We start from the raw sequence: 20331 nt of genomic DNA, 5'->3' as shown, positions 1-20331 counted from the left end.
AGGATTGTTGAGTCTGGTGTAATTGTTTCCGGTTCGCGAACGAGATATTGTAAATCCATACCGCAAAGATAATTTTTTTATCACGGAATTTCCACTCTAAATTTGGAAAATGGGTAAGGTAAAAGTGTGGAATTTTCTGTATTAAATTTAGCTTTAAATTACAAAAACTAATATTGAAAATTTAAATCGAATAAAATTAAACAGAATGATAAAATATTTCTTGCTAGAATATCATCACCTAAAATGAGCCAACTTTTATAAATTTTCGATTTAAATATTAGATGTAAAGCAAAACTTCAAATAAATGTTATTTTAACTATTGAAATATAATGATTTACAAAAATTATTTCAAAATAAATTGAAGTGTTTTAATTTTTTAATTTATGAATGTCAACTGTATTTCTTTTATTTTTTGTGAAAAATTGCAAATAATATTCAAAGATAAAAATTAAACAGTCAGTTTTTCTTTAGTAATTGAAAAAACAGAAAAAATTACCTACCATATAAAATAGAAAGTCCAAGAAAAAGAAGTTTCAAAGTTTTGTGAATTGTTTTCAACGCGAAAATCAATATTATTTTCTTTCAGAAATGAGATGAAGTACTCCAAAGAGTCCACGTCATGGAAAGTTCTGAAGGTTTGAAAGATTGAATTCATATATTGTGATAGAAATAACAAAAACCAGAACAACTAGCCCGGCTTTTATTTTTTATTTCAGTTTAAATTTCCCTTTTCGGAGTTGCAATAACAGGTTTCAGTTCAATCCACCCAAATTTTTGTAGCACAAGCATAATCAAATAAGTCACATCGATTTCGTGCCATCTTACGCCGCCGAAATTGGCTCTTCCGCCAAATTTGTGATGATTGTTATGATAACCTTCGCCCATCATCAACCAGTCGAAATGGAAAAGATTTTTTGAAGTATCCGAAACTTTGAAATTGACGTAGCCATAAATATGTCCAAACCAATTGATAATCATCCCGTGAATCGGTGCCATCAAATATGCGACAGGTAGAAACAGCCATTGCCACCACGCATCAGCGAAAATGATGAAGAAAATGGTGTACAAAATGCCCCATGAAATTCTGGAACTCCACGAACCTGCAAAACGGTCGAATTTCGTCCATTCCGGAACGTTTTTCGTGAATTTTTCCTCTACCAGAATTCTTTTTTCATTAATCGCCGCATAAATATTTTTCGTTCTCCACATCATAGAAAGCGGATTTGGGTCATATTTCGGAGAATGTGGGTCTTTTTCCGTGTCTGCAAAAGCGTGGTGCATTCTGTGCATAACGCCGTAACCATACGCAGAAAGATAGTTTGAACCTTGCGTAATCCAAGTTAATACAAAACACAGTTTTTCACCAAATTTCGACATGGTAAAAGTTTGGTGTGCTGCGTAACGGTGCAGGAAAAATGTCTGAAAGAACAGTCCTGAATACCACAGAACAATAATGAAGATAATGATTGCCATTTGATTGAAAGATTTCTACAAAGTTATGCGTAAAACAATTGTTAGGAAAAAAAGTGATACAAAAGCCTCACTTTAAATATTAATCTTTTGATTTTAATTCACTTTAACGATAAAATACTGCTTCTTACCTTTTTGAAGAAGCAAAAACTTGCCGTCAATCAAATCATTTTCAGATGCAGTAAAAGCATCGCTTACTTTTTCTTTATTGACAGAAATCGCATTGCTTTTCAATTCTCTTGTCGCTTCACTTTTCGATTTTAAAAACCCAGATTTCTCAGAAAGCAAATCAACAATATTTACGCCGATAACATCAGATTTTGCTACTTCTTTCTGCGGAACACCGTCAAAAATTTCAAGGAAAATTTCTTCATCCAGTTTCACCAAATCTTCAGCAGTAGAACGCCCGAAAAGAATTTCAGAAGCCTTTAAAGCCTTTTCGTATTCTTCTCTTCCGTGAACCCAAACTGTCACTTCCTCAGCAAGTTTTTTCTGCAGTTTTCTTTCGTGTGGAGCAGTTTTGTGTTCTTCAATTAAATTTTCAATCTCCTCTTTTGATAGGAAAGTATAGAATTTGATGAATCTTTCAGCGTCTTCATCTGTCGCATTTAGCCAAAATTGGTAGAATCTGTAAGGTGAAGTTCTCTTTTTATCCAACCAGAAATTTTCGCCGCTTTCCGACTTCCCGAATTTCGAACCGTCCGATTTCGTAATCAAAGGAACTGTCAAAGCAAATGCTTCTCCCTGTGCTTTTCTGCGAATGAGTTCAGTTCCTGTGGTAATATTTCCCCATTGGTCAGAACCGCCCATCTGTAGTTTCACATTTTTCTCTCTGTACAAATGCAGGAAATCGTAACCCTGCAACAGTTGGTATGTAAACTCCGTGAAACTCATTCCTTCAGCGCCGCCTTCCCCCGTAATTCTTTTCTTTACGGAATCTTTGGCCATCATATAATTCACGGTGATATTTTTCCCAACATCACGGATAAATTCTAGGAAACTGAAATTTTTCATCCAGTCGTAATTGTTCACCAGTTCCGCTTTGTTGTCGCCTTCACCTTCAAAATCCAAAAACCTCGAAAGTTGCTGTCCCAGGCAATCTACGTAATGATTCAGCGTTTCTTCATCCAAAAGATTTCTCTCAGCAGATTTTCCGGAAGGGTCTCCAATCATACCGGTTGCACCTCCAACCAACGCAATCGGTTTATGGCCGTGCTGCTGAAAATGCGCCAAAATTTTAATCTGAATCAAACTCCCGATATGCAAAGAATCCGCAGTTGGGTCGAAGCCAATATACGCCGTCGTCATCTCTTTGTTCAGTTGTTCATCGGTTCCGGGCATCATATCGGCAAAAAGTCCGCGCCATTTCAGTTCTTCAATAAAGGAGTTCATCTGTAAAATTTTTTGAAGTGCAAAGATAAGATTTTGAAGCAAATTTTCCGTTTCTTCATTTCCAAATTGACAATTTACCCATTCACAATTCACCACTCAATAACTCAACCACTCTCCAACTTACCCACGCAATTAAGGAGCCGGGAACCTGTTTTCCACTGTATCTTTAGTATTGGCGCGGCGACGAAGTCGCCGCGCCAATACTAAAGGATGCCGCTTCAACCAGGGCTATGGTTGCAGGGATTCTTAGAAAATTTCAGAAAAATTTTATAAAATTTCGGGCGTTCTGTGGAACAGAAATTGAATTTTAGAATTATAAAATTCGTATCAACATGAAAATTTCGGCACTTTTTATCATCGTTTTTTCTTTGTTTTTCGCTGTCAGTTGCACCAAGCAAACACAGGCAGTAGTAGAAGAATTGGGCGACACAACGGGACAGATTGTTTCCGATAAAGTTGAGGAAAATGTTGCACCTTCAGATTCTGCTTTAATACTTCAGCAAGAAATCAACACCGGAGATTACAGTTCCTCATACGATGGCGACGGCAGAAACATCAATATAGAATTTAAAGGCGATGCCGAAGGAAATCCTGTTGCCGTTCTCTCAGAAAAAGGTAAAGATTTATGGATTTATCAAACTTCAATGACGAACGAAGAAAGTCACTACGAAGACAAAGAAAAAGGAATTCAACTCAAAGTAAATGGTAATTTTGTAACCCTCACCGAAAATGGTAAAATTTACAGTTTAAGGGCGGTAAAGAAATAAATTTTATCTTTGCTAAAGTCAAAATTTCAATGTCCCGAGAAGAACTTTTACCTTTAATCGAATCTGCCCGAAACAAAGACCAAAAGGCGCAAACCAAACTTATCAATACTTTTTGGGTGGATGTTTTTTCGTTTGTGATGAAAAAAGTTCAGGACGAAAATGTCGCGGACGAAATTACAGTTTCCGTTTTCTCAAAAGTTTTGAATAAACTGGATTTGTACGACCCCAATTTTCAGTTTAAAACATGGGTACTCACCATCGCGCAAAACTCTGTCATCGATTATTGGAGAAAGAAAAACCGTGAAAATGAAGACGCTTCCGACGAACTAGAAGAAGTGCGAAATCAGTTTGCACGTTCTCCGGAAGAACTTTTAATTTCCGCAGAAGAGCAGAAAAAAATTCAGAAAATCGTCGAATCCATGGATGCAAATTATCAGGACATTATTCGTTTGCGTTTTTTTGAGGAAAAAAGCATCAAAGAAATTGCCGAAGAACTTAATCTTTCAGTTGCGAACACTAAAGTCCGCATTATGCGCGCGAAAAAAGTCCTCGGACAATTGTTGAAAGACAACGACTTCGAAATGGAGTAGTGTTTCCCACAGATTACACAGATTATTTCAACGTTTGTCATTGCGAGAGAAACGAAGTGCAGCGTGGCAATCTCAGTCATTTTCTCGCAGATTACGCAGATTACGCAGATTTTTTCAGTGTCATGTTGAGCGAAGTCGAAGCATTTTTAGGAATTGCTAAACGAAGCACCTTTGCGTTAAAATCTCTCACACATTTTTCCAATATTCAGTAAAAATTCATCAATCAGCGTCATAGATTCGTGCATTGGTGGCTAACACAAATTTTCCGTAATTTTGTTCATTCAAAAAAAGATTTTTGAAACCATTTATGAGCGAAGAAATTCTAAATACCGATACCACCATCCAAAAACCCAAATGGATTCGCGTAAAACTTCCAACAGGAAAAAATTATCGCGAACTCAGAACTTTGGTGGATAAATATAAACTCAACACGATTTGCCAAAGCGGAAGTTGTCCGAATATGGGCGAATGTTGGGGAGAAGGAACGGCAACCTTTATGATTTTAGGCAATATCTGCACCAGAAGTTGCGGATTTTGCGGCGTGAAAACGGGAAAACCGATGGATGTAAACTGGGATGAGCCAGAAAAAGTGGCACGTTCTATCAAATTAATGAAAATTAAACACGCGGTTCTGACTTCTGTTGACCGCGATGATTTGAAAGATATGGGCTCCATTCTGTGGGCTGAAACCGTAAACGCTGTCCGCAGAATTTCACCAGGAACAACTATGGAAACATTAATTCCGGATTTTCAGGGAATCCACAAACATATTGACCGTTTGGTTGAAGTAGCACCTGAAGTGATTTCCCACAATATGGAAACGGTAAAACGTTTAACACGTGAAGTAAGAATTCAAGCAAAATACGAGCGAAGTTTGGATGTCTTGAAATATCTTAAAGATGCAGGACAAAACCGAACAAAAACCGGAGTAATGCTTGGTTTGGGTGAAGAAAAAGACGAAGTCTTCCAAACGATTGAAGATGTAAGAAATGCGAATGTAGATGTCATCACACTTGGTCAATATCTTCAACCAACAAAAAAACATTTACCGGTAAAAAGATTCATTACACCAGAAGAATTCGAAGAATTCGGAGATTTTGCAAGAAGCCTTGGTTTCCGTCATGTAGAAAGTTCACCGTTGGTAAGAAGTTCTTATCATGCGGAGAAACATATTCATTAAGAAGAGCCAAGAATCACGAACCAAGTTCTGATTTGTCATTGCGAGCAGCGGAACAAAGTGAAGCGACGAAGCAATCTCATAAAATATACAAATCGGGTTTTAAGCCCGATTTTTTTGTTGAAGGGTTCCCCTCTTTCAGAGGTGCGTCAGTTCGCTTGCGAAATTACGGGGTGTTTAAAATGCGTAATTATATTTTCCCAAGTTCGTTCAGTAGTTCCTTAAAATATTCCCTCCTTTTCGCCAACTGTGTTCCATACCAAGAAAATGCTTCTCCATCTACACGAATTGTTTTCTTTCCCGTTACTTCCTCGATTTCCATTAAATGCTTTTCTTTAAAGGGATAAGGTTCAGAAGACAGAAAAATAATATCCGTATTTTTCATTTCATCCACAGAAATTTCAGGATAACGCTTCTGATTTTCAAAAATATTTTTTATCCCGATTTTTTTCAAGACATCATTGATAAACGTATCTCCGCCAATCGTCATATACGGATTCTTCCAAATGAGATAAACTGCTTTTAATTTATTTTCTGAATTCGAGCCGGACAAAGTTTCTTTAATTTTTTGGATAAATTCCTTTGCAATTTCAACTTTGTTCAGCCTTTTTCCCAACGCTTTCAGAAATGAAACATTATCGTCCACAGTTTTAATATCGGTTACCCAAACTTCGTGATGTTTCATGAGTTCCTTCACCTGTTCTTCGTCATTTTCTTCTTTGTTGGCGATGATTAAATCAGGTTTCAATTCTAATATTTTAGGAATATTGATGTTTTTGGTGCCGCCAATTTTCGGAACCGATTCCACTTTATCTTTTGGTTGAACACAGAATTTTGTCCTGCCGATGATTTGTTTGTCGTACAGTCCGAAATCGAAAAGTGCTTCTGTAATCGAGGGTACAAGTGAAATGATTTTCATGTTTTCAATGTACGAAAATCTCTCAAAATTGATTATCTTTAAAACTTAAATTAAATTTTCCCATGAAGAATATAAAAACTCTTGCTGTAGCATTTTTAATTTCTCTTTTTGCATGGTCTTGCAAGGAGAAACCAAATAATTCTGAACTTTCTTCCATTGTTAGTACTATGATAAAGACTGAAGATGTTCTTTATAACATCAACGGACAGACTTATAAATCATATGTTGCATATAATTATATAGATGATAAAAAGAGACCGGTCGTAATGGTAATTCCCGAATGGTGGGGATTGAATGATTATGCGAAATCCAGGGCAAGACAATTGGCAGAATTGGGCTATTTTGCAATGGCTGTAGATTATTATGGTGATGGAAAAGTGGTGGACAATCCGGGAGATGCAGAAAAATTAGCTTCACCGTTTTACCAGATTCCGGTGAAATCTAAAACGATTTTCGACGGAGCAAAAGCGCAGTTGCTGAAATTTCCAAATGCGGATTTCAAAAAAATTGCAGTGATTGGCTACTGTTTCGGTGGAGCACAGGCTTTGAATTTGGCACGTCAGGAAAGCGATTTAAAGGGAGCGGTTTCTTTCCATGGAAATTTGATGACCGGCGTAAAACCAAAAAACAATAAAGTGAAAATTATGGTCGCGAATGGTGCGAACGATTCTTTTGTTCCTGCAGAAAAAATCGCGGCTTTTAAAAAGGAAATGGATTCAGCAAAAATCAATTATACTTTTATTGATTATCCGAATTCACTGCATTCTTTCACGAATCCTGCTTCTACAGAAGTCGGCAAAAAATTCAATCTGAAAATTGCCTATAACAAAGAAGCCGACGAAAAATCCTGGAACGATATGAAGAAATTTTTGGAGGAAGTTTTTAAATAATTTGAAACACGGAAAATAACGAGTACTCAACAATGACTGACGAACGGTTGCTTGAGAAACATAAAAAATTAAAATCCGAAAAAATTTTGACTGCTTTAATCTTGGGAGTCTTCCTCGGAATTACAATCTATAATTTTGTGAATGGAGGTTCAAAAGTTTTTTTGATTTTCTCGCTTCTGTTTATTCCAATGTATATGCGTAGCGAAAGAAACAAGAAAGCATTGCATGAAGAAATTGGGAGAAGAAATCTGAAATAATAAAAAAATCCGCCGCGACGAAGTCGCGGCGGTATTTTTTATTAAAACAATAGTTATTTTTTTGTAGTCTTTGAAGCAGATCTTGAATCTGTAGCTGAAGTATCTTTAAAATACTTTCTCAGTTTCCACGCCATTTTTTCGTGATCAGTCATTAAACCGGTAAGGAAATCGGAAGTACCCTTATCACCGTATTTCTCATCAGAATCGTCAACAAACTGTCTTAATGATTTCACAATAGCTTCATGATCACCAACTAATTCCCGCAACATCGACTGATTGTCAGGAACTTTTCCCGGAGTTTCTTTCAACTGCGAATGTTTAGCAAATTCGGAGGTCGTTCCAATGGCAACTCCACCTAAAGTTGAAATCCTTTCTGCAACTTCATCAATGGCTTCTGCAACAGCATCGTACTGGTTTTCAAATAATTGGTGCAGTTCCATAAAGTTGTCTCCGGAAAGATTCCAATGAAATTTTCTCAATTTAATATAAAGGACATTTCCGTCTGCTAAGACTTTGTTCAGCATCTCATTAAGAGATTTTAAATTTTTCTCAGTAATTCCTAAATCGGGTTTCATATTTTTATTTTTTAATATTTAACAGTAAGGTTTCCTTCCACACCATCACCACCTTCAGATTTGTTTCCTGTAATGGCTGCTGTAATAAAATGCACCATCGAAACAAATTTTCCGGCTTTTGTATCCCAATAATAAGTTTCATCCGGAGTTACACGGATTATCGAAACTTTCGGGTCGTCTTTGCCTTCTTCAAACCACGCATTAGCAAAAGGTGACCATTTTTCTTCAATGGTATTTTTGTCTTTGTAAATGAAGGCCTTACCAAAAATTGAAAGATATTCTGCACTTCCGTTGTTCATAAAATAAAGTTGAACCCGGTTGTCATCACTGATTTCGAAATTTTTGTTGCTGTCTGCACTGCTGATGAACCAAAGATTTCCCTCCTCATCGCATTCCTGCAAAGACATCGGCCGAGAATTGTTCGGAAGTTGCGAAAGTTCGGTACAGAACATACAGGTTCTTGCGCTTTCCGAGAGTTCTTTTAATTTTTTAATCGCTTCTGCGTTATGTAAGTTTTCTGTTGACATAATATTTTGTGATTTGGTTTCTTCAAAGGTAAATTTGTAATCGCCGCAATATATTATATTATTCATTTTATCTTTTATAAAATTTTCAAAGTCTTTTTTATTGTGCAATTACTTCTGTAAATCGTATAACAAATCTTCATTTAGGAAGAGATATGTTTGCATTAAATTTTATTGATTATGAATTTCAAAAAAATAATATTTCCAATTGGTGCTGCAGTTTTAGGATTTTTGATTTTCAATTCCTGTTCTGTCGGAATTCCGAAAGGCGCAACTGCTATTCAAAATTTTGAAGATGAAAAATATTTAGGAAAATGGTACGAAATGGCGCGTTTCGATTATCGATTTGAAAAAAATATGAACAATGTAACGGCAACCTATTCCAAAAATTCAGACGGGTCCATCAAAGTTGACAACCGTGGCTATGATTATGTCAAAAAAGAATGGAAAGAAAGCATCGGTGAAGCCCGTTTTGTAAACGAGCCAACTGAAGCAAGGCTGAAAGTTTCATTTTTCAAACCTATTTGGGCTGGTTACAATGTTATTGATTTGGTAGAGTACAAATACGCGTTGGTTGCAGGAAATTCTACAAAATATCTGTGGATTCTGTCCCGTGACAAATCTATTCCTGACGAGGTAAAGCAACGTTTTCTGAGAAAGGCAAAAGACTTGGATTTCCCAACCGAAGAATTGATTTGGGTAGAACATAATCAGTGATTTATTAATGGATTGTTGTAACTTTCAACTATCAATTTTCAACTTTCCATTTTAATGAACGCAGTTTTAATCACCATAGGCGACGAAATTCTTTCCGGAACCACCGTTGATACCAATTCTAATTTTATTGCTTCCGAACTGAAAAATATAGGAATTGCTGTACAACAGATTTTTACGATTTCGGATGAAATTGAAACCATCAAGAAAACATTGCAATCCGCTTTTGAAATGGCAGATTTGGTCATTACAACCGGTGGTTTAGGTCCAACCAAAGACGATAAAACGAAAAAAGCTTTCTGTGATTATTTTGAAGATACAATGGTTTTGGATGAAACCACTTTCCGTCATTTGGAAAAGTTGCTCATTCAAAGAAAACGCGAATATTTGCTCGAAATCAACAAACCGCAGGCTGAAATTCCATCAACGGCTAAGGTTTTTCAGAACTTCAACGGAACTGCTCCCAGTTTAATGCTTGAAAAAAATGGCAAAACTGCGATTTGTCTTCCCGGTGTTCCCTACGAAGTAAAACCACTAATAAAAGACCAGATTATTCCGTTCTTAAAGCAAAAGTTTGCTGCGAATTATTTGGTTTCGCGCTTTATATCTGTTGTCAACTATCCTGAATCTCAGCTTTCCGAAGATTTAGAAAATTGGGAACTGTCGCTTCCTGAAAATATTTCCCTCTCATATCTTCCTGTTGCCAATCGTGTGAAATTGAAACTGACAGCCACAGGAAGTGATGAAACGCTTTTAAACCAACAAATAGACGAAGAAATCTTAAAACTTCGACCTCTGATTTCCGACTTTATCATTGCTGAAAAAGGCGATAAAATTGAAGAAATTCTGCACGATTTGCTTCTCAAAAAAAATCTTACGATTTCCACGGCCGAAAGTTGTACCGGTGGAGAATTGTCTCACTTAATTACTTCTGTTTCCGGTAGTTCCAACTATTTTTTAGGTGGAATTGTTGCGTACGATTATCGTAAAAAGGTTGAAATTCTAGGAGTTTCGCAAAAAACAATTTCAGAGAAAACTGTAGTTTCCGAACAGGTCGCGCAGGAGATGAGTTTGGGCTGTCAAAAATTGTTCAAAACCGATATTGCACTTTCTACAACCGGAGTTGCCGGTCCGAAAACGGATGAATTCAACAACCAAATTGGCTTGGTGTATTATTCGATTCGAGTGAAGGATTTTGAAAAGACTTTCAGATTATTTTTGCCACATTTGGATAGAAAAGATTTTATGAACTTTGTTTCGATGAAGGTTTTGCAAGATTTAATTGTGATTTTGGTTTCGGAAAATGCTTGAAAATTGAGTAACAAATCGTCGTGAATTCGTACTTATTACTTACAATTCAATATTTGACCTGAAAAAACTCAACATCAGTATTCTTGCATTTTCAGGATTACTGGCATGTATCTGAAAGACCACGGAAATCCTGGTGAAATCAGTGGTTATACGCAAGACCAAAGATTTTTCCTAAGTTGGGCAACCGTTTGGAGAACTGTGCAAAAAGATGCGGCATTAATCAATCAAATTAAAACTAATGAGCACGCTCCCGGTATATATAGAGCTTTCGGACCTTTGGTAAATACTGAAGCATTCTACAAAGCATTCGATGTGAAAGAAGGGGACAAATTGTACAAAAAGCCGGAGGAAAGAATCAGAATCTGGTAAAATATGAAGTCCGAAATTTTTTCGGACTTTTTTTGTAAATAAGTTTTATTTAAATTCAAATAGATTTCAAATTTTTAAAAAGAATATTTTATCTTTAGAACAGGAAAAATCGAATTATCATATGAAGAAAATTACAATTAGCATTTTGGCATTTTCGGGAATTGTATTCCTGAATTCGTGTACATCAACTAAACCGGTTGAAGAGTCGCAACCACGCGTTACGGAAGAAGTTAAACCTGCTACTTTAGAGGAAAATGGTCTCGAACTGAATCAAATGGATAAAACCGTTCGTCCACAGGATGATTTCTTCAGTTTCGTTAATGGAAACTGGATGAAAACAACGGAAATTCCTTCCGATAAAACAAGATGGGGTTCTTTCGATAAACTCAGAGAGGATACCGATAAGTCTTCTTTGGAGATTATGAACAAAATTCTCACGGATAATTTCCAGCAGGGAAGCGAAGGTCAGAAAATTCAGGACCTTTACGGAACTTTTGTGGATTGGAATAAGAGAAATGCAGACGGAATTACACCTATTAAAGCAGATTTAGCAAAAATTGATGCAATTAAATCAGTTTCAGATTTCCAAAAGTATATTATTAATGCTACAAGAACCGGAGATAATCCGTTTTATGCTTGGAGAGTTGGTGCAGACATGAAAAACTCTGTAATGAACGCTGTTTATTTGGGAGGTCCCGCTCTTGGTTTAGGTAAAGATTATTACCAAAAAGAAAACGAAGCCAACACCAAAACTTTAGCAGAATACAAAAATTTCGCGTCAAAACTGTTTACAGTTTTAGGATATAAAAATCCAGCACAAGCTGCAGGAAACGTTGTAGATTTTGAAAAGAAACTGGCTAATTTATTGTTGACTAATGAACAGGGAAGAGACGCCAATCTTCGTTACAACCCAAAAACCATTGCAGAATTGCAGGCTTTGGTGAAGAATGTAAACCTTCCGAATTACCTTACTTCTGTAGGTGTAAATACAGACCGAGTTATTGTTGGAGAACTGAAATATTACCAAAATATGGACAGTTTCATCAACGCAAAAAATCTTCCTTTACTGAAGGATTACATGAAATACCACATGTTGCGCAGCAATCTTGGAAGTTTGGATAAATCGATGGACGATTTGAATTTTGAATTCTATTCTAAATATTTGCAGGGGCAAAAAGAGCAGCGTTCTATGGACAAACGCGGTTTACAAATGGTGAATGGTGTTTTGGGTGAAGCCTTTGGTAAATTGTATGTAGAGAAATATTTCCCTGCAGCAGCAAAAACACAAATGCAGGATTATATTTCATATATCCGAAAAGCTTTTGCAAAAAGAATTGATGGTTTAGACTGGATGTCTCCCGAAACTAAACTGAAAGCTCAGGATAAATTGTCCAAATTTTCTGTAAAAATTGCGTATCCGGATAATTGGAAAGACTATTCGAAATTGCAGATGACTTCGCCAAAAGATGGTGGAACTTTGTACAAAAACTTGCAGAATGTAACTGCGTGGAGTTACCAAAGAAATTTGGATAAAATCGGAAAACCTGTGGACAAAACAGAATGGGGAATGTCGCCGCAAACTGTAAATGCATATTACAATTCGTCCAACAATGAAATTGTTTTCCCAGCCGCGATTTTACAGCCGCCTTTCTTTAATTTTAAAGCGGACCCAGCTGTTAATTTCGGTGGAATTGGAGCGGTAATTGGTCACGAAATTTCGCACGGATTTGATGATGGAGGTTCCCGTTTCGATGGCGATGGAAACTTGAAAAACTGGTGGACAGATACAGACAGAAAAAATTTCGATGTAAAAGTGGGTCAGTTAGCAGCACAATACGATACTTATGAACCTGTAAAAGGAAGTTTCGTGAACGGTAAATTTACTTCCGGCGAAAATATTGGAGATTTAGGTGGAGTAGCTGTTGCTTACGAAGCTCTGCAGATGTACCTGAAAGACCACGGAAATCCAGGATTAATCAGTGGTTATAACCAAGACCAAAGATTTTTCATGAGCTGGGCAACAGTTTGGAGAAGCAAGGCAACCAATGCTCAATTGGTAAACCAGGTGAAAACGGATCCACATTCTCCGGGATATTACCGTGCTTTTGGACCTTTGGTTAATACCGACGCTTGGTATAAAGCTTTCGATGTGAAACCTGGCGATAAGCTTTACAAAGCGCCTTCTGAAAGAATTAAGATTTGGTAATTTTTTGAAGGCGCGACCGAAGGGAGCGCCGAAAAGAAATTTTTTAAAATAGCGAATCACTCAGCAAAAGTTGAGTGATTTTTTTTAGGGCGTGTCCCGCGCTCGCTCATTATTTTGCGGCTCCTCCTTCGTCGTCGTCGCAAACCATTCGCTCGCTTGGGTCGCTACGTCCGTTACAATCTTTTTTTACGCGCGGCCTCGTCTGAAGACGAAGCCGCGCGTAAAAAAAGGATTTTCACTAACATCGCTCACGCGGAAAGCCGTCTAAAATTTTGTAAATTTGAGCATGACCAGAGAGATTGACAATCTGAACATCGATAAGATGCGGTTTCGATTTCTACACGGGGTGTTCAAATTAAAAAGTAAAAAAATGAAAATTCAAAAAAACATAAAAATATCAAATCCCGAAACTCGAGATTTTCTAGCTGATGCTTTCTATCCTCATACAGATGAAAAACTTCCTTTGGTTATTTTCGCTCATGGTTACAAAGGTTACAAAGATTGGGGAGCTTGGAATTTAATGGCCGAAAAAATTGCAGAAGCAGGATTCTATTTTGTGAAATTCAACTTCTCCCATAACGGAACAACATTAGAACACCCTACAGAATTTGGTGACTTAGAAGCATTTGGAAATAATAATTTCACCAAAGAAATGTCAGATGATGAGGCGGTCATTTCTCATTTTATGAAATGGCCAGAAACAGATTCAGAAAAAGTACACATTATCGGTCATTCGCGTGGTGGCGGAATATCCGTCATTAAAGCATTTGAAGATGAAAGAGTGAAATCGTTGGTAACTTTGGCAGGAGTAAGTCATTTTGGATATCGATTTCCGTCTGGAGAACGCATGGAAGATTGGAAAAACTCTGGAGTAATGTTTTCTGAAAATGGCAGAACAAAACAGCAGATGCCACACTATTTTCAGTTTTTTGAAGACTATAAAAATAATGAAGAACGCTTTAATATTCAGTATGCAGCGCAGCATTTGGAAAAACCAACGCTCATCATTAGTGCCGGAAAAGACGAAGCGGTGAAACCTCAGGAAGCAACGCTTTTACACGAGTGGTGTAAAACTTCAGAACTGTATGAAATAGAAAATGCATCCCATACTTTTGGAGCAAAAGAACCATGGGAATCTGTAGATTTACCGGAAGATTTACTGAAAGCAGCCGATAAGATCATTCAATTTTTAAAATGAAATGCATTAAATATGAGAAATTTACTTTTCCTGTGATTTCTAAGCGTTTCAACTTTTGTTTTTTCTCAAAAAGCGAATGATGAGTGCATCGGAATAAAAATGACTGTGGTAACCAGAAGTACAGATAAAAAAATCCGCAGAAAGATCTGCGGATTTTTTTTGATTATTCACAATTGACAATTCATCATTCACATTATTTGATAACTTTCATCTCATCAATCAGCCATTTAGAATTGGCAAATTTGTCGATGATAAAAAGAATGTATTTGGTGTCAACCATGATGTTTCTTGAAAATCTTGGATCATAATTGATGTCGCTCATCGTTCCTTCCCACTGTCTGTCGAAATTAAGTCCAACAAGATTTCCGTAAGCATCCAATGCCGGACTTCCGGAATTTCCACCTGTTGTGTGGTTCGTAGCAGTAAACGCAACCGGGACATCACCAGTTTTGTCTTTGTAAATACCGTAATCTTTAGTATTGTACAGTTCAATTAGCTTTTTGGGAACATCAAATTCATAATCTCCCGGAATATATTTTTCCATAATACCGGCTAAGTGAGTTTGATAACCATAATAAACTGCATCTCTCGGGTTGGAACCTTTCACTTTTCCGTACGTTACACGAAGTGTTGAATTCGCATCCGGGAAGAATTTACGGTCTTTATCAGTCGTCATTTGCTGCGCCATAAATTTCTTCTGGTTCGCATCAATCTGAGACTGCAAAGCAGCAAATTTTGCGTCAGTCGTTTTCATATAATGTTCACGGAACTGCGCAAAAAGTTGAATAAGCGGATCTTTTTTCAAGTTCTGAGCCAATGCATTCTGATCTGCAAAAACTTTGTTGATGTCCGAATAAACAGTTGCTCCGTTCAGATTTCCGCGACCTGTAATGATTGAATTTTTCGATAAATTTTCAATAGTTTGAATGGCAACAGCTTCGTCTTTATATTTTTCAAATCCTGCAGGAATAAACTGAGGTTTGTTTTTATTGACGTAAAGTGAAAGCAGTTTTCCGGTAACTTTTGCATCCAAAACACCGTCATAATCTTTGTAAAATGCAGCGCGGTTATTTTTGAAATCTTCCAAAGTTTTCGCAGTTGCTTTTCCGGCATCAATAGCCTGAACCAAATTGTAATACTGGTTTGCCAAAGAAAAAGTCTCGGCATTTCTCACCGTTTCAGTGTAATACGCACGGTTCAGAGCGTAAGGAGCCTGCTCATTATAAAGCCTGTTTAACTCATCAACTGTGGTTTTAACCGCCGGATTTTTAGAAATCAGCATCGCTTCATATTTCTTCTTCTTTCCAACCGCGTCAGATTTTTTCAGACCTTCCACTTCGCCAATCCATTTTTTCCAGTAATTGGCTACAGAAGCATATTTGGAAGCGTATTTAATTCTTGTTGCAGCATCAGCACGCATTTTTTCATCCAAAGTTTTCAGAGCCACTTCACGAACGCTAATCATTGCAGGATCGGTATCGTTCATTACTTTTTCAACTGCTACTGCCGGAAGATATTCCGTTGTTCTTCCCGGAAATCCGAAAACAAAAGTGAAATCATTTTCGTTTTTATCTTTAATGGAAACCGGTAGGAAATGCTTCGGTTTGTACGGAATGTTGTCTTTGGAATATTCCGCAGGTTTATTGTTTTTATCTGCATAAATTCTGAACATAGAGAAATCTCCGGTATGTCTTGGCCAAACCCAGTTGTCTGTATCCGAACCGAATTTTCCGATAGATTGTGGCGGTGCTCCAACTAAACGAACATCTTTGTAAGTCTCGATAATGTAAGCGTAGTACTTGTTTCCGTAATACATCGGCTTTACAGAAACCTTTTGATAAGGCTCTATTTTAAATGACTTTGAAACCGCATCTACATTCGCTTTAATTTGGTCGTCAGTCAACGTTTGAGCATTCAAAACCTGAGAAGTAACGTCTTTAATATCAACAATGAAATCAACCGTAACTCCCGGATTTGGCAATTCTTCACCCATATTTTTTGCCCAAAAACCATTCGTCAGCAAATCATTTTCAACAGTAGAATGACTTTGAATATTATCGTAACCGCAGTGATGATTCGTCAGCAAAAGTCCTTTTGGAGAAATAATTTCGGCTGTACAACCTCCATCAAACTGAACAACAGCGTCTTTAATCGAAGGTTTTGCAGGATCGAAAATCTGTTTTGCAGAAATTTTCATCCCTAAATCTTTCATTTCTTTTTCATTCACCTCGGTCGGAATCCACATTCCGCCATATTGTTGGGCAAAAGCCAATGCGGAAGTCAGGAAGAAGCCCGCAATTAGTATTTGTTTCTTCATTCTTAAAATTTTGCCTAAAAATAAGGAATTTATGTTAAATGGATTTTCAGAATTGCTAAGGATTATTTCTTCTTTTTCGGCCCTTTCTTTTCCAGTTTCGCTACGCCGCTGCAAGAAATTTCTGCAAATTTTTTCCAGGAATCTTTTTGCGCAAACGGAATCACAAACCAGCCATTCATTGGTTGGTTTTCTATTGGGGTAAAAATTTTAAAGGCATTTTTCTCAGCATCTTCAGCAGAAATTTTAATGATGAGGTCATCATCTTTCAACATCATTCCTGATTTTCCATTGGGCATTTTCGCGCATAAACAGCCAAACATTTTTCCTTCTTTTGCATCAGGAATTTCTGAAATTAACTGGTTAAAATAGTCTAAGGAATTCATAATTGATTTCTTTCAAAAGTACAAGTTAGGCGTCACATTTAGCGACATCACAACTTACGAATCTGCAACTTTACTTTCTAAGAAAACTTCATATTCTGAATCCTTACCGCATTCAAAACCGCCAACAAAGCCACACCCACATCTGCAAAAACGGCTTCCCACATCGTTGCCAAACCTCCTGCTCCCAAGATCAGCACAATCGCTTTCACACCAAAAGCCAAAATAATATTTTGCCACACAATTTTTCGGGTTTCCTTACCAATCTTTATCGCCATCGGAATTTTCGAAGGTTTATCATCCTGAATGACAACATCAGCAGTTTCAATCGTTGCATCGCTTCCAAGTCCGCCCATTGCAATTCCAACGTCACTTAAAGCCACAACAGGCGCATCATTCACACCATCGCCAACAAAGGCAACGGTTTCATTTTTGGATTTAATTTCCTTGACTTTATTCACCTTATCTTGCGGAAGCAAATCACCAAAATAATTCTGAATGCCTAAGTTTTTAGCGACTTCCTGAACAACTGCAGTTTTATCACCACTCAACATTGTAGTTTTTACGCCTAAATTTTTGAGTTTTTGAATGGTTAAAGCTGCATCTCCTTTAATTTTATCTGAAATCGAAATATAACCGACAAATTTTCCGCCGTAAGCAACAGCGATCAGAGTATCCGAAACGCTTTGATGATTAAAATTGTGCTGAATTCCGAATTTTTCCATCAACTTGAAATTTCCGGCCAACATTTCTTTTCCCTGAACTGTGGCTTTCAAACCATGACCTGCAATTTCCTCCACATTTTCGACTTGAATAGAATGGTCGATTTTTCCGGCATATTCATGAACGGCAGTTGCAATGGGATGGGTGGATTTACTTTCCAGCAAATTCAAATATTTCATCATCATTTCTTGGTTCGTTCCTGGCTCAAACTTCACGTCCTGAACTTTAAAAACCCCTTCCGTCAACGTTCCGGTTTTGTCCATCACGACATTCTGAATTTTCGCCAAAGCATCCAGGAAATTTCCGCCTTTAAACAAAATTCCGTGCCGGCTTCCTGCGCCAATTCCTCCAAAATATCCCAGAGGAATCGAAATCACCAACGCACACGGACAAGAAATTACCAGAAAAATTAAAGCACGATACAGCCAATCCCTAAATTCATAATTTTCGACAAAAAAATAGGGCAAAATGACAATTCCAATCGAGAGAAAAACAACAATCGGTGTATAAATTTTTGCAAATTTTCTGATGAATAATTCTGTTGGTGCTTTCTGCGAATTCGCATTCTGAACCATTTCCAGAATTTTCGACAGTTTGGAATCTTGGTATTCTGTATTGATTTTCACAGTTGAAACCGAATTCAAATTAATCATTCCCGCCAAAACAACATCGCCTTTTTTCTTCGTGTCGGGTTTGCTTTCACCGGTCAAAGCCGCTGTGTTAAATGAAGCGGATTTCGACAATAATTCTCCATCCAAAGCCAGTTTTTCGCCTGGTTTCAACTGAACAATTTGTCCAATTTCTGCAGTTTCTGCTTTAATGGTTTTCGGAATATCATTATAAAGAATAGTAATTTCATCCGGTCGTGAATCCAACAGTTCTTTAATATTTCCTTTCGCTCTTTGCACGGCCATTCCCTGAAACGCTTCTCCCACCGAATAAAATAACATCACTGCAACTCCTTCCGGATATTCGCCAATCGCAAAAGCGCCAATCGTGGCAATCGTCATCAGCAAAAATTCAGAAAAAAAATCGCTGTAACGGATGCTTTCCCAAGCTTCTTTCACCACCGGCAAACCAACAGGAATATACCCTGCAACATACCAAATCAATCGAATCCAACCTGAAAACCAATCAGGTTTAAGCCAATAATCCATTGCTAAACCTAAAATCAACAGCGCGAAAGAAATAATCGCCGGAACAAACAGTTGGAAAGTTGATTTTCCATCCATGTCGTGAGAATGGTCGTGGTCATCTCCATGTTCGTCATGTTCATGCGAATGGTCGTGACCATCATGTTCATCGTGATGATTTTTAGTGATTTTTTGAACCGGTTTTTCCTCAACAGAGCAGCATTCTTTCGACATTTGTTTACTTTTTTATCAAAATTAGCAAGTTTCCCGCAATTCTTCAGTTCATCTAAAAATTTTATACGAGGAAACCCAAATTCTGTAAAACAAATAGCACTTCTCAAAACTAAATTTGTATTGAAATGGAATTGGCACATCAGGTTGGAAATTTACTTCTACTCGCGCTTCCTGTTGCGTGTATGGCGTGGACAGTTACGCACGAGGAAATTTTTCGTGAACCACGCGAATACTGCCTACAAAAGTCGAAAACCAGCCGAAGTTTGGCAGAAAGAAAGTTTTTCTATCTGTTTACCTGCGAATACTGTTTCAGCCATTATGTAACGCTCTTTTTGCTGATTTTTACGGGTTTTAAACTCGTTTACGACGATTGGAGAGGTTATGTTGTCGCTTTTTTTGCGTTGGTTTGGATAGCGAATCTGTATATGACGCTTTTCGGAATTCTACGCCAGATGCTGAAAGTAGAAAAACTCGAAGGCAACCTGAAAGACAACGAATGGCGCGAAGTGAAAGAAGAAATAAAACCAGACGATAAAAAGTAAATTTTAAACTATGGAAAACACAGAACAAAATTCAAGACTGCAAGAGTATGCATACGATGATTATAAGGTTGTAACCAATTTTGAAACTTATGAAGATGCGGTGAAATACGCCGGAGAAAGCGGTGGTGAACTGATTGAGGTCGGTTTTACCGACGGTTCCGACAACCCAATGCCGAATGACAAAGCGCAGCTTATTGCTTCCCATAAACCTTTCCGCGTAGGATTGGATCCAGAATACGAAGTGATTTACTCGGAAGACGAAAGATTCCAGGAAATGGCGCAGGACATTTTGGTAGAGATGAAAGAACGTGAAGATGATGTGGCACCGGAAGACTGGATTGATGACCAGAATATCGCTACCGGCGACCGTATCATCGTTATGAAAAACGGAGAAGTAAACACCGTGACCACCCGAGAAAGAATTAAGTTCCTAATGCGAGGTAACCTTTACGAACTTGGCGTTAAAGTACCAAACTAATCAAATATTGGGGCGGCTTTCTATGGAAATTCCTAATTTCTATAAATAATTGATGCCGCCCTTTTTTTCAAAGCGCACTCTTTTGGGTGCGTTTTGTTGTATTAATCCCCTCTTTTTAAGGGGATAGATTCTGAGCGATGCGATGAAGGCGGAGTGTTCAAGCAC

The 20331-nt window shown here is 37.5% G+C and carries 20 protein-coding genes and 1 pseudogene; 13 read left to right on the top strand and 8 right to left on the bottom strand.

Annotation, left to right across the window (positions count from 1 at the left end; translation table 11 throughout):
• Window positions 1-717: 717 nt before the first annotated feature.
• A complete protein-coding gene (locus Q0252_RS02525) occupies window positions 718-1473 on the bottom strand; it encodes an acyl-CoA desaturase (protein WP_297983382.1) in 756 nt (251 codons plus the stop codon).
• Between the two features lie 93 nt (window positions 1474-1566).
• Window positions 1567-2862: a tyrosine--tRNA ligase gene (tyrS, locus tag Q0252_RS02520; RefSeq protein WP_297983380.1), complete on the bottom strand. Its 1296-nt coding sequence runs from the start codon at window positions 2860-2862 to the stop codon at window positions 1567-1569.
• A gap of 332 nt (window positions 2863-3194) precedes the next feature.
• Here tyrS and Q0252_RS02515 point away from each other — a divergent pair, with 332 nt between their 5' ends.
• The 4 genes from Q0252_RS02515 (at window position 3195) to lipA (ending at window position 5399) form a co-directional block, all read left to right on the top strand.
• The gene (locus tag Q0252_RS02515) at window positions 3195-3629 is read left to right on the top strand and encodes a hypothetical protein (RefSeq protein ID WP_297983377.1); all 435 of its coding nucleotides are present in this window, start codon (window positions 3195-3197) and stop codon (window positions 3627-3629) included.
• 29 nt (window positions 3630-3658) lie between these two features.
• On the top strand, window positions 3659-4219 hold the full coding sequence (locus Q0252_RS02510; RefSeq protein ID WP_297983374.1) for a sigma-70 family RNA polymerase sigma factor: 561 nt from the start codon (window positions 3659-3661) through the stop codon (window positions 4217-4219).
• Window positions 4219-4431, top strand: a complete 213-nt coding sequence (locus Q0252_RS02505; protein WP_297983371.1) for a hypothetical protein — start codon at window positions 4219-4221, stop codon at window positions 4429-4431. Before Q0252_RS02510 ends, Q0252_RS02505 begins: the two co-directional genes overlap by 1 nt.
• Before the next feature lie 95 nt (window positions 4432-4526).
• Window positions 4527-5399: a lipoyl synthase gene (gene lipA, locus Q0252_RS02500; protein ID WP_297983369.1), complete on the top strand. Its 873-nt coding sequence runs from the start codon at window positions 4527-4529 to the stop codon at window positions 5397-5399.
• Window positions 5400-5586: 187 nt separating this feature from the next.
• Here the strand turns inward: lipA and Q0252_RS02495 are convergent, their stop codons facing one another.
• A complete protein-coding gene (locus Q0252_RS02495) occupies window positions 5587-6315 on the bottom strand; it encodes an ABC transporter substrate-binding protein (protein ID WP_297983366.1) in 729 nt (242 codons plus the stop codon).
• A 62-nt stretch (window positions 6316-6377) separates the two neighbouring features.
• Here Q0252_RS02495 and Q0252_RS02490 point away from each other — a divergent pair, with 62 nt between their 5' ends.
• Together Q0252_RS02490 and Q0252_RS02485 are read left to right on the top strand one after the other, a co-directional pair.
• Window positions 6378-7205: a dienelactone hydrolase family protein gene (locus tag Q0252_RS02490; protein WP_297983362.1), complete on the top strand. Its 828-nt coding sequence runs from the start codon at window positions 6378-6380 to the stop codon at window positions 7203-7205.
• A gap of 86 nt (window positions 7206-7291) precedes the next feature.
• Window positions 7292-7462, top strand: a complete 171-nt coding sequence (locus Q0252_RS02485; protein WP_297983359.1) for a hypothetical protein — start codon at window positions 7292-7294, stop codon at window positions 7460-7462.
• Between the two features lie 53 nt (window positions 7463-7515).
• Here Q0252_RS02485 and Q0252_RS02480 read toward each other — a convergent pair whose 3' ends face one another.
• Both Q0252_RS02480 and Q0252_RS02475 read right to left on the bottom strand, forming a co-directional pair.
• Complete coding sequence (locus Q0252_RS02480; RefSeq protein ID WP_297983358.1) at window positions 7516-8037, bottom strand: DNA starvation/stationary phase protection protein; 522 nt, start codon at window positions 8035-8037, stop codon at window positions 7516-7518.
• Window positions 8038-8048: 11 nt separating this feature from the next.
• On the bottom strand, window positions 8049-8630 hold the full coding sequence (locus Q0252_RS02475; RefSeq protein WP_297983355.1) for a pyridoxamine 5'-phosphate oxidase family protein: 582 nt from the start codon (window positions 8628-8630) through the stop codon (window positions 8049-8051).
• 111 nt (window positions 8631-8741) lie between these two features.
• Here Q0252_RS02475 and Q0252_RS02470 point away from each other — a divergent pair, with 111 nt between their 5' ends.
• The 5 genes and pseudogenes from Q0252_RS02470 (at window position 8742) to Q0252_RS02450 (ending at window position 14359) form a co-directional block, all read left to right on the top strand.
• On the top strand, window positions 8742-9278 hold the full coding sequence (locus Q0252_RS02470; RefSeq protein ID WP_297983352.1) for a lipocalin family protein: 537 nt from the start codon (window positions 8742-8744) through the stop codon (window positions 9276-9278).
• A 54-nt stretch (window positions 9279-9332) separates the two neighbouring features.
• Window positions 9333-10586 carry a CinA family nicotinamide mononucleotide deamidase-related protein gene (locus tag Q0252_RS02465; RefSeq protein ID WP_297983349.1) on the top strand — a complete coding sequence of 418 codons (1254 nt, stop codon included), beginning with the start codon at window positions 9333-9335 and terminating at the stop codon, window positions 10584-10586.
• A 105-nt stretch (window positions 10587-10691) separates the two neighbouring features.
• Window positions 10692-10955, top strand: a pseudogene (locus Q0252_RS02460) (M13-type metalloendopeptidase); the annotation flags it as partial.
• A gap of 121 nt (window positions 10956-11076) precedes the next feature.
• Entirely contained in the window at window positions 11077-13161 is a 2085-nt protein-coding gene (locus Q0252_RS02455; protein ID WP_297983346.1) for a M13 family metallopeptidase, read from the top strand.
• 370 nt (window positions 13162-13531) lie between these two features.
• Window positions 13532-14359 (top strand): alpha/beta fold hydrolase, encoded by an 828-nt coding sequence (locus tag Q0252_RS02450; protein ID WP_297983343.1) that lies wholly within the window; start codon window positions 13532-13534, stop codon window positions 14357-14359.
• A 193-nt stretch (window positions 14360-14552) separates the two neighbouring features.
• On the opposite strand, the gene Q0252_RS02445 is transcribed toward Q0252_RS02450, so the two are convergent.
• The 3 genes from Q0252_RS02445 to Q0252_RS02435 form a co-directional block, all read right to left on the bottom strand.
• A complete protein-coding gene (locus Q0252_RS02445) occupies window positions 14553-16676 on the bottom strand; it encodes a S46 family peptidase (RefSeq protein WP_297983340.1) in 2124 nt (707 codons plus the stop codon).
• Between the two features lie 62 nt (window positions 16677-16738).
• Window positions 16739-17059, bottom strand: a complete 321-nt coding sequence (locus tag Q0252_RS02440) for a hypothetical protein (RefSeq protein WP_297983338.1) — start codon at window positions 17057-17059, stop codon at window positions 16739-16741.
• A gap of 77 nt (window positions 17060-17136) precedes the next feature.
• On the bottom strand, window positions 17137-19146 hold the full coding sequence (locus Q0252_RS02435; RefSeq protein ID WP_297983335.1) for a heavy metal translocating P-type ATPase: 2010 nt from the start codon (window positions 19144-19146) through the stop codon (window positions 17137-17139).
• A 125-nt stretch (window positions 19147-19271) separates the two neighbouring features.
• On the opposite strand from Q0252_RS02435, the gene Q0252_RS02430 reads away from it, so the two are divergent.
• Together Q0252_RS02430 and Q0252_RS02425 are read left to right on the top strand one after the other, a co-directional pair.
• Window positions 19272-19688, top strand: coding sequence for a hypothetical protein (locus tag Q0252_RS02430; RefSeq protein ID WP_297983333.1), 417 nt, complete (start codon window positions 19272-19274; stop codon window positions 19686-19688).
• A gap of 10 nt (window positions 19689-19698) precedes the next feature.
• Complete coding sequence (locus tag Q0252_RS02425) at window positions 19699-20166, top strand: hypothetical protein (RefSeq protein WP_297983332.1); 468 nt, start codon at window positions 19699-19701, stop codon at window positions 20164-20166.
• Window positions 20167-20331: the final 165 nt, after the last annotated feature.

The sequence above is a fragment of the uncultured Chryseobacterium sp. genome (assembly GCF_936933875.1).
Classification (GTDB): Bacteria; Bacteroidota; Bacteroidia; order Flavobacteriales; family Weeksellaceae; genus CAKZIK01.
This window is presented reverse-complemented; position numbering and strand designations above follow the sequence as displayed.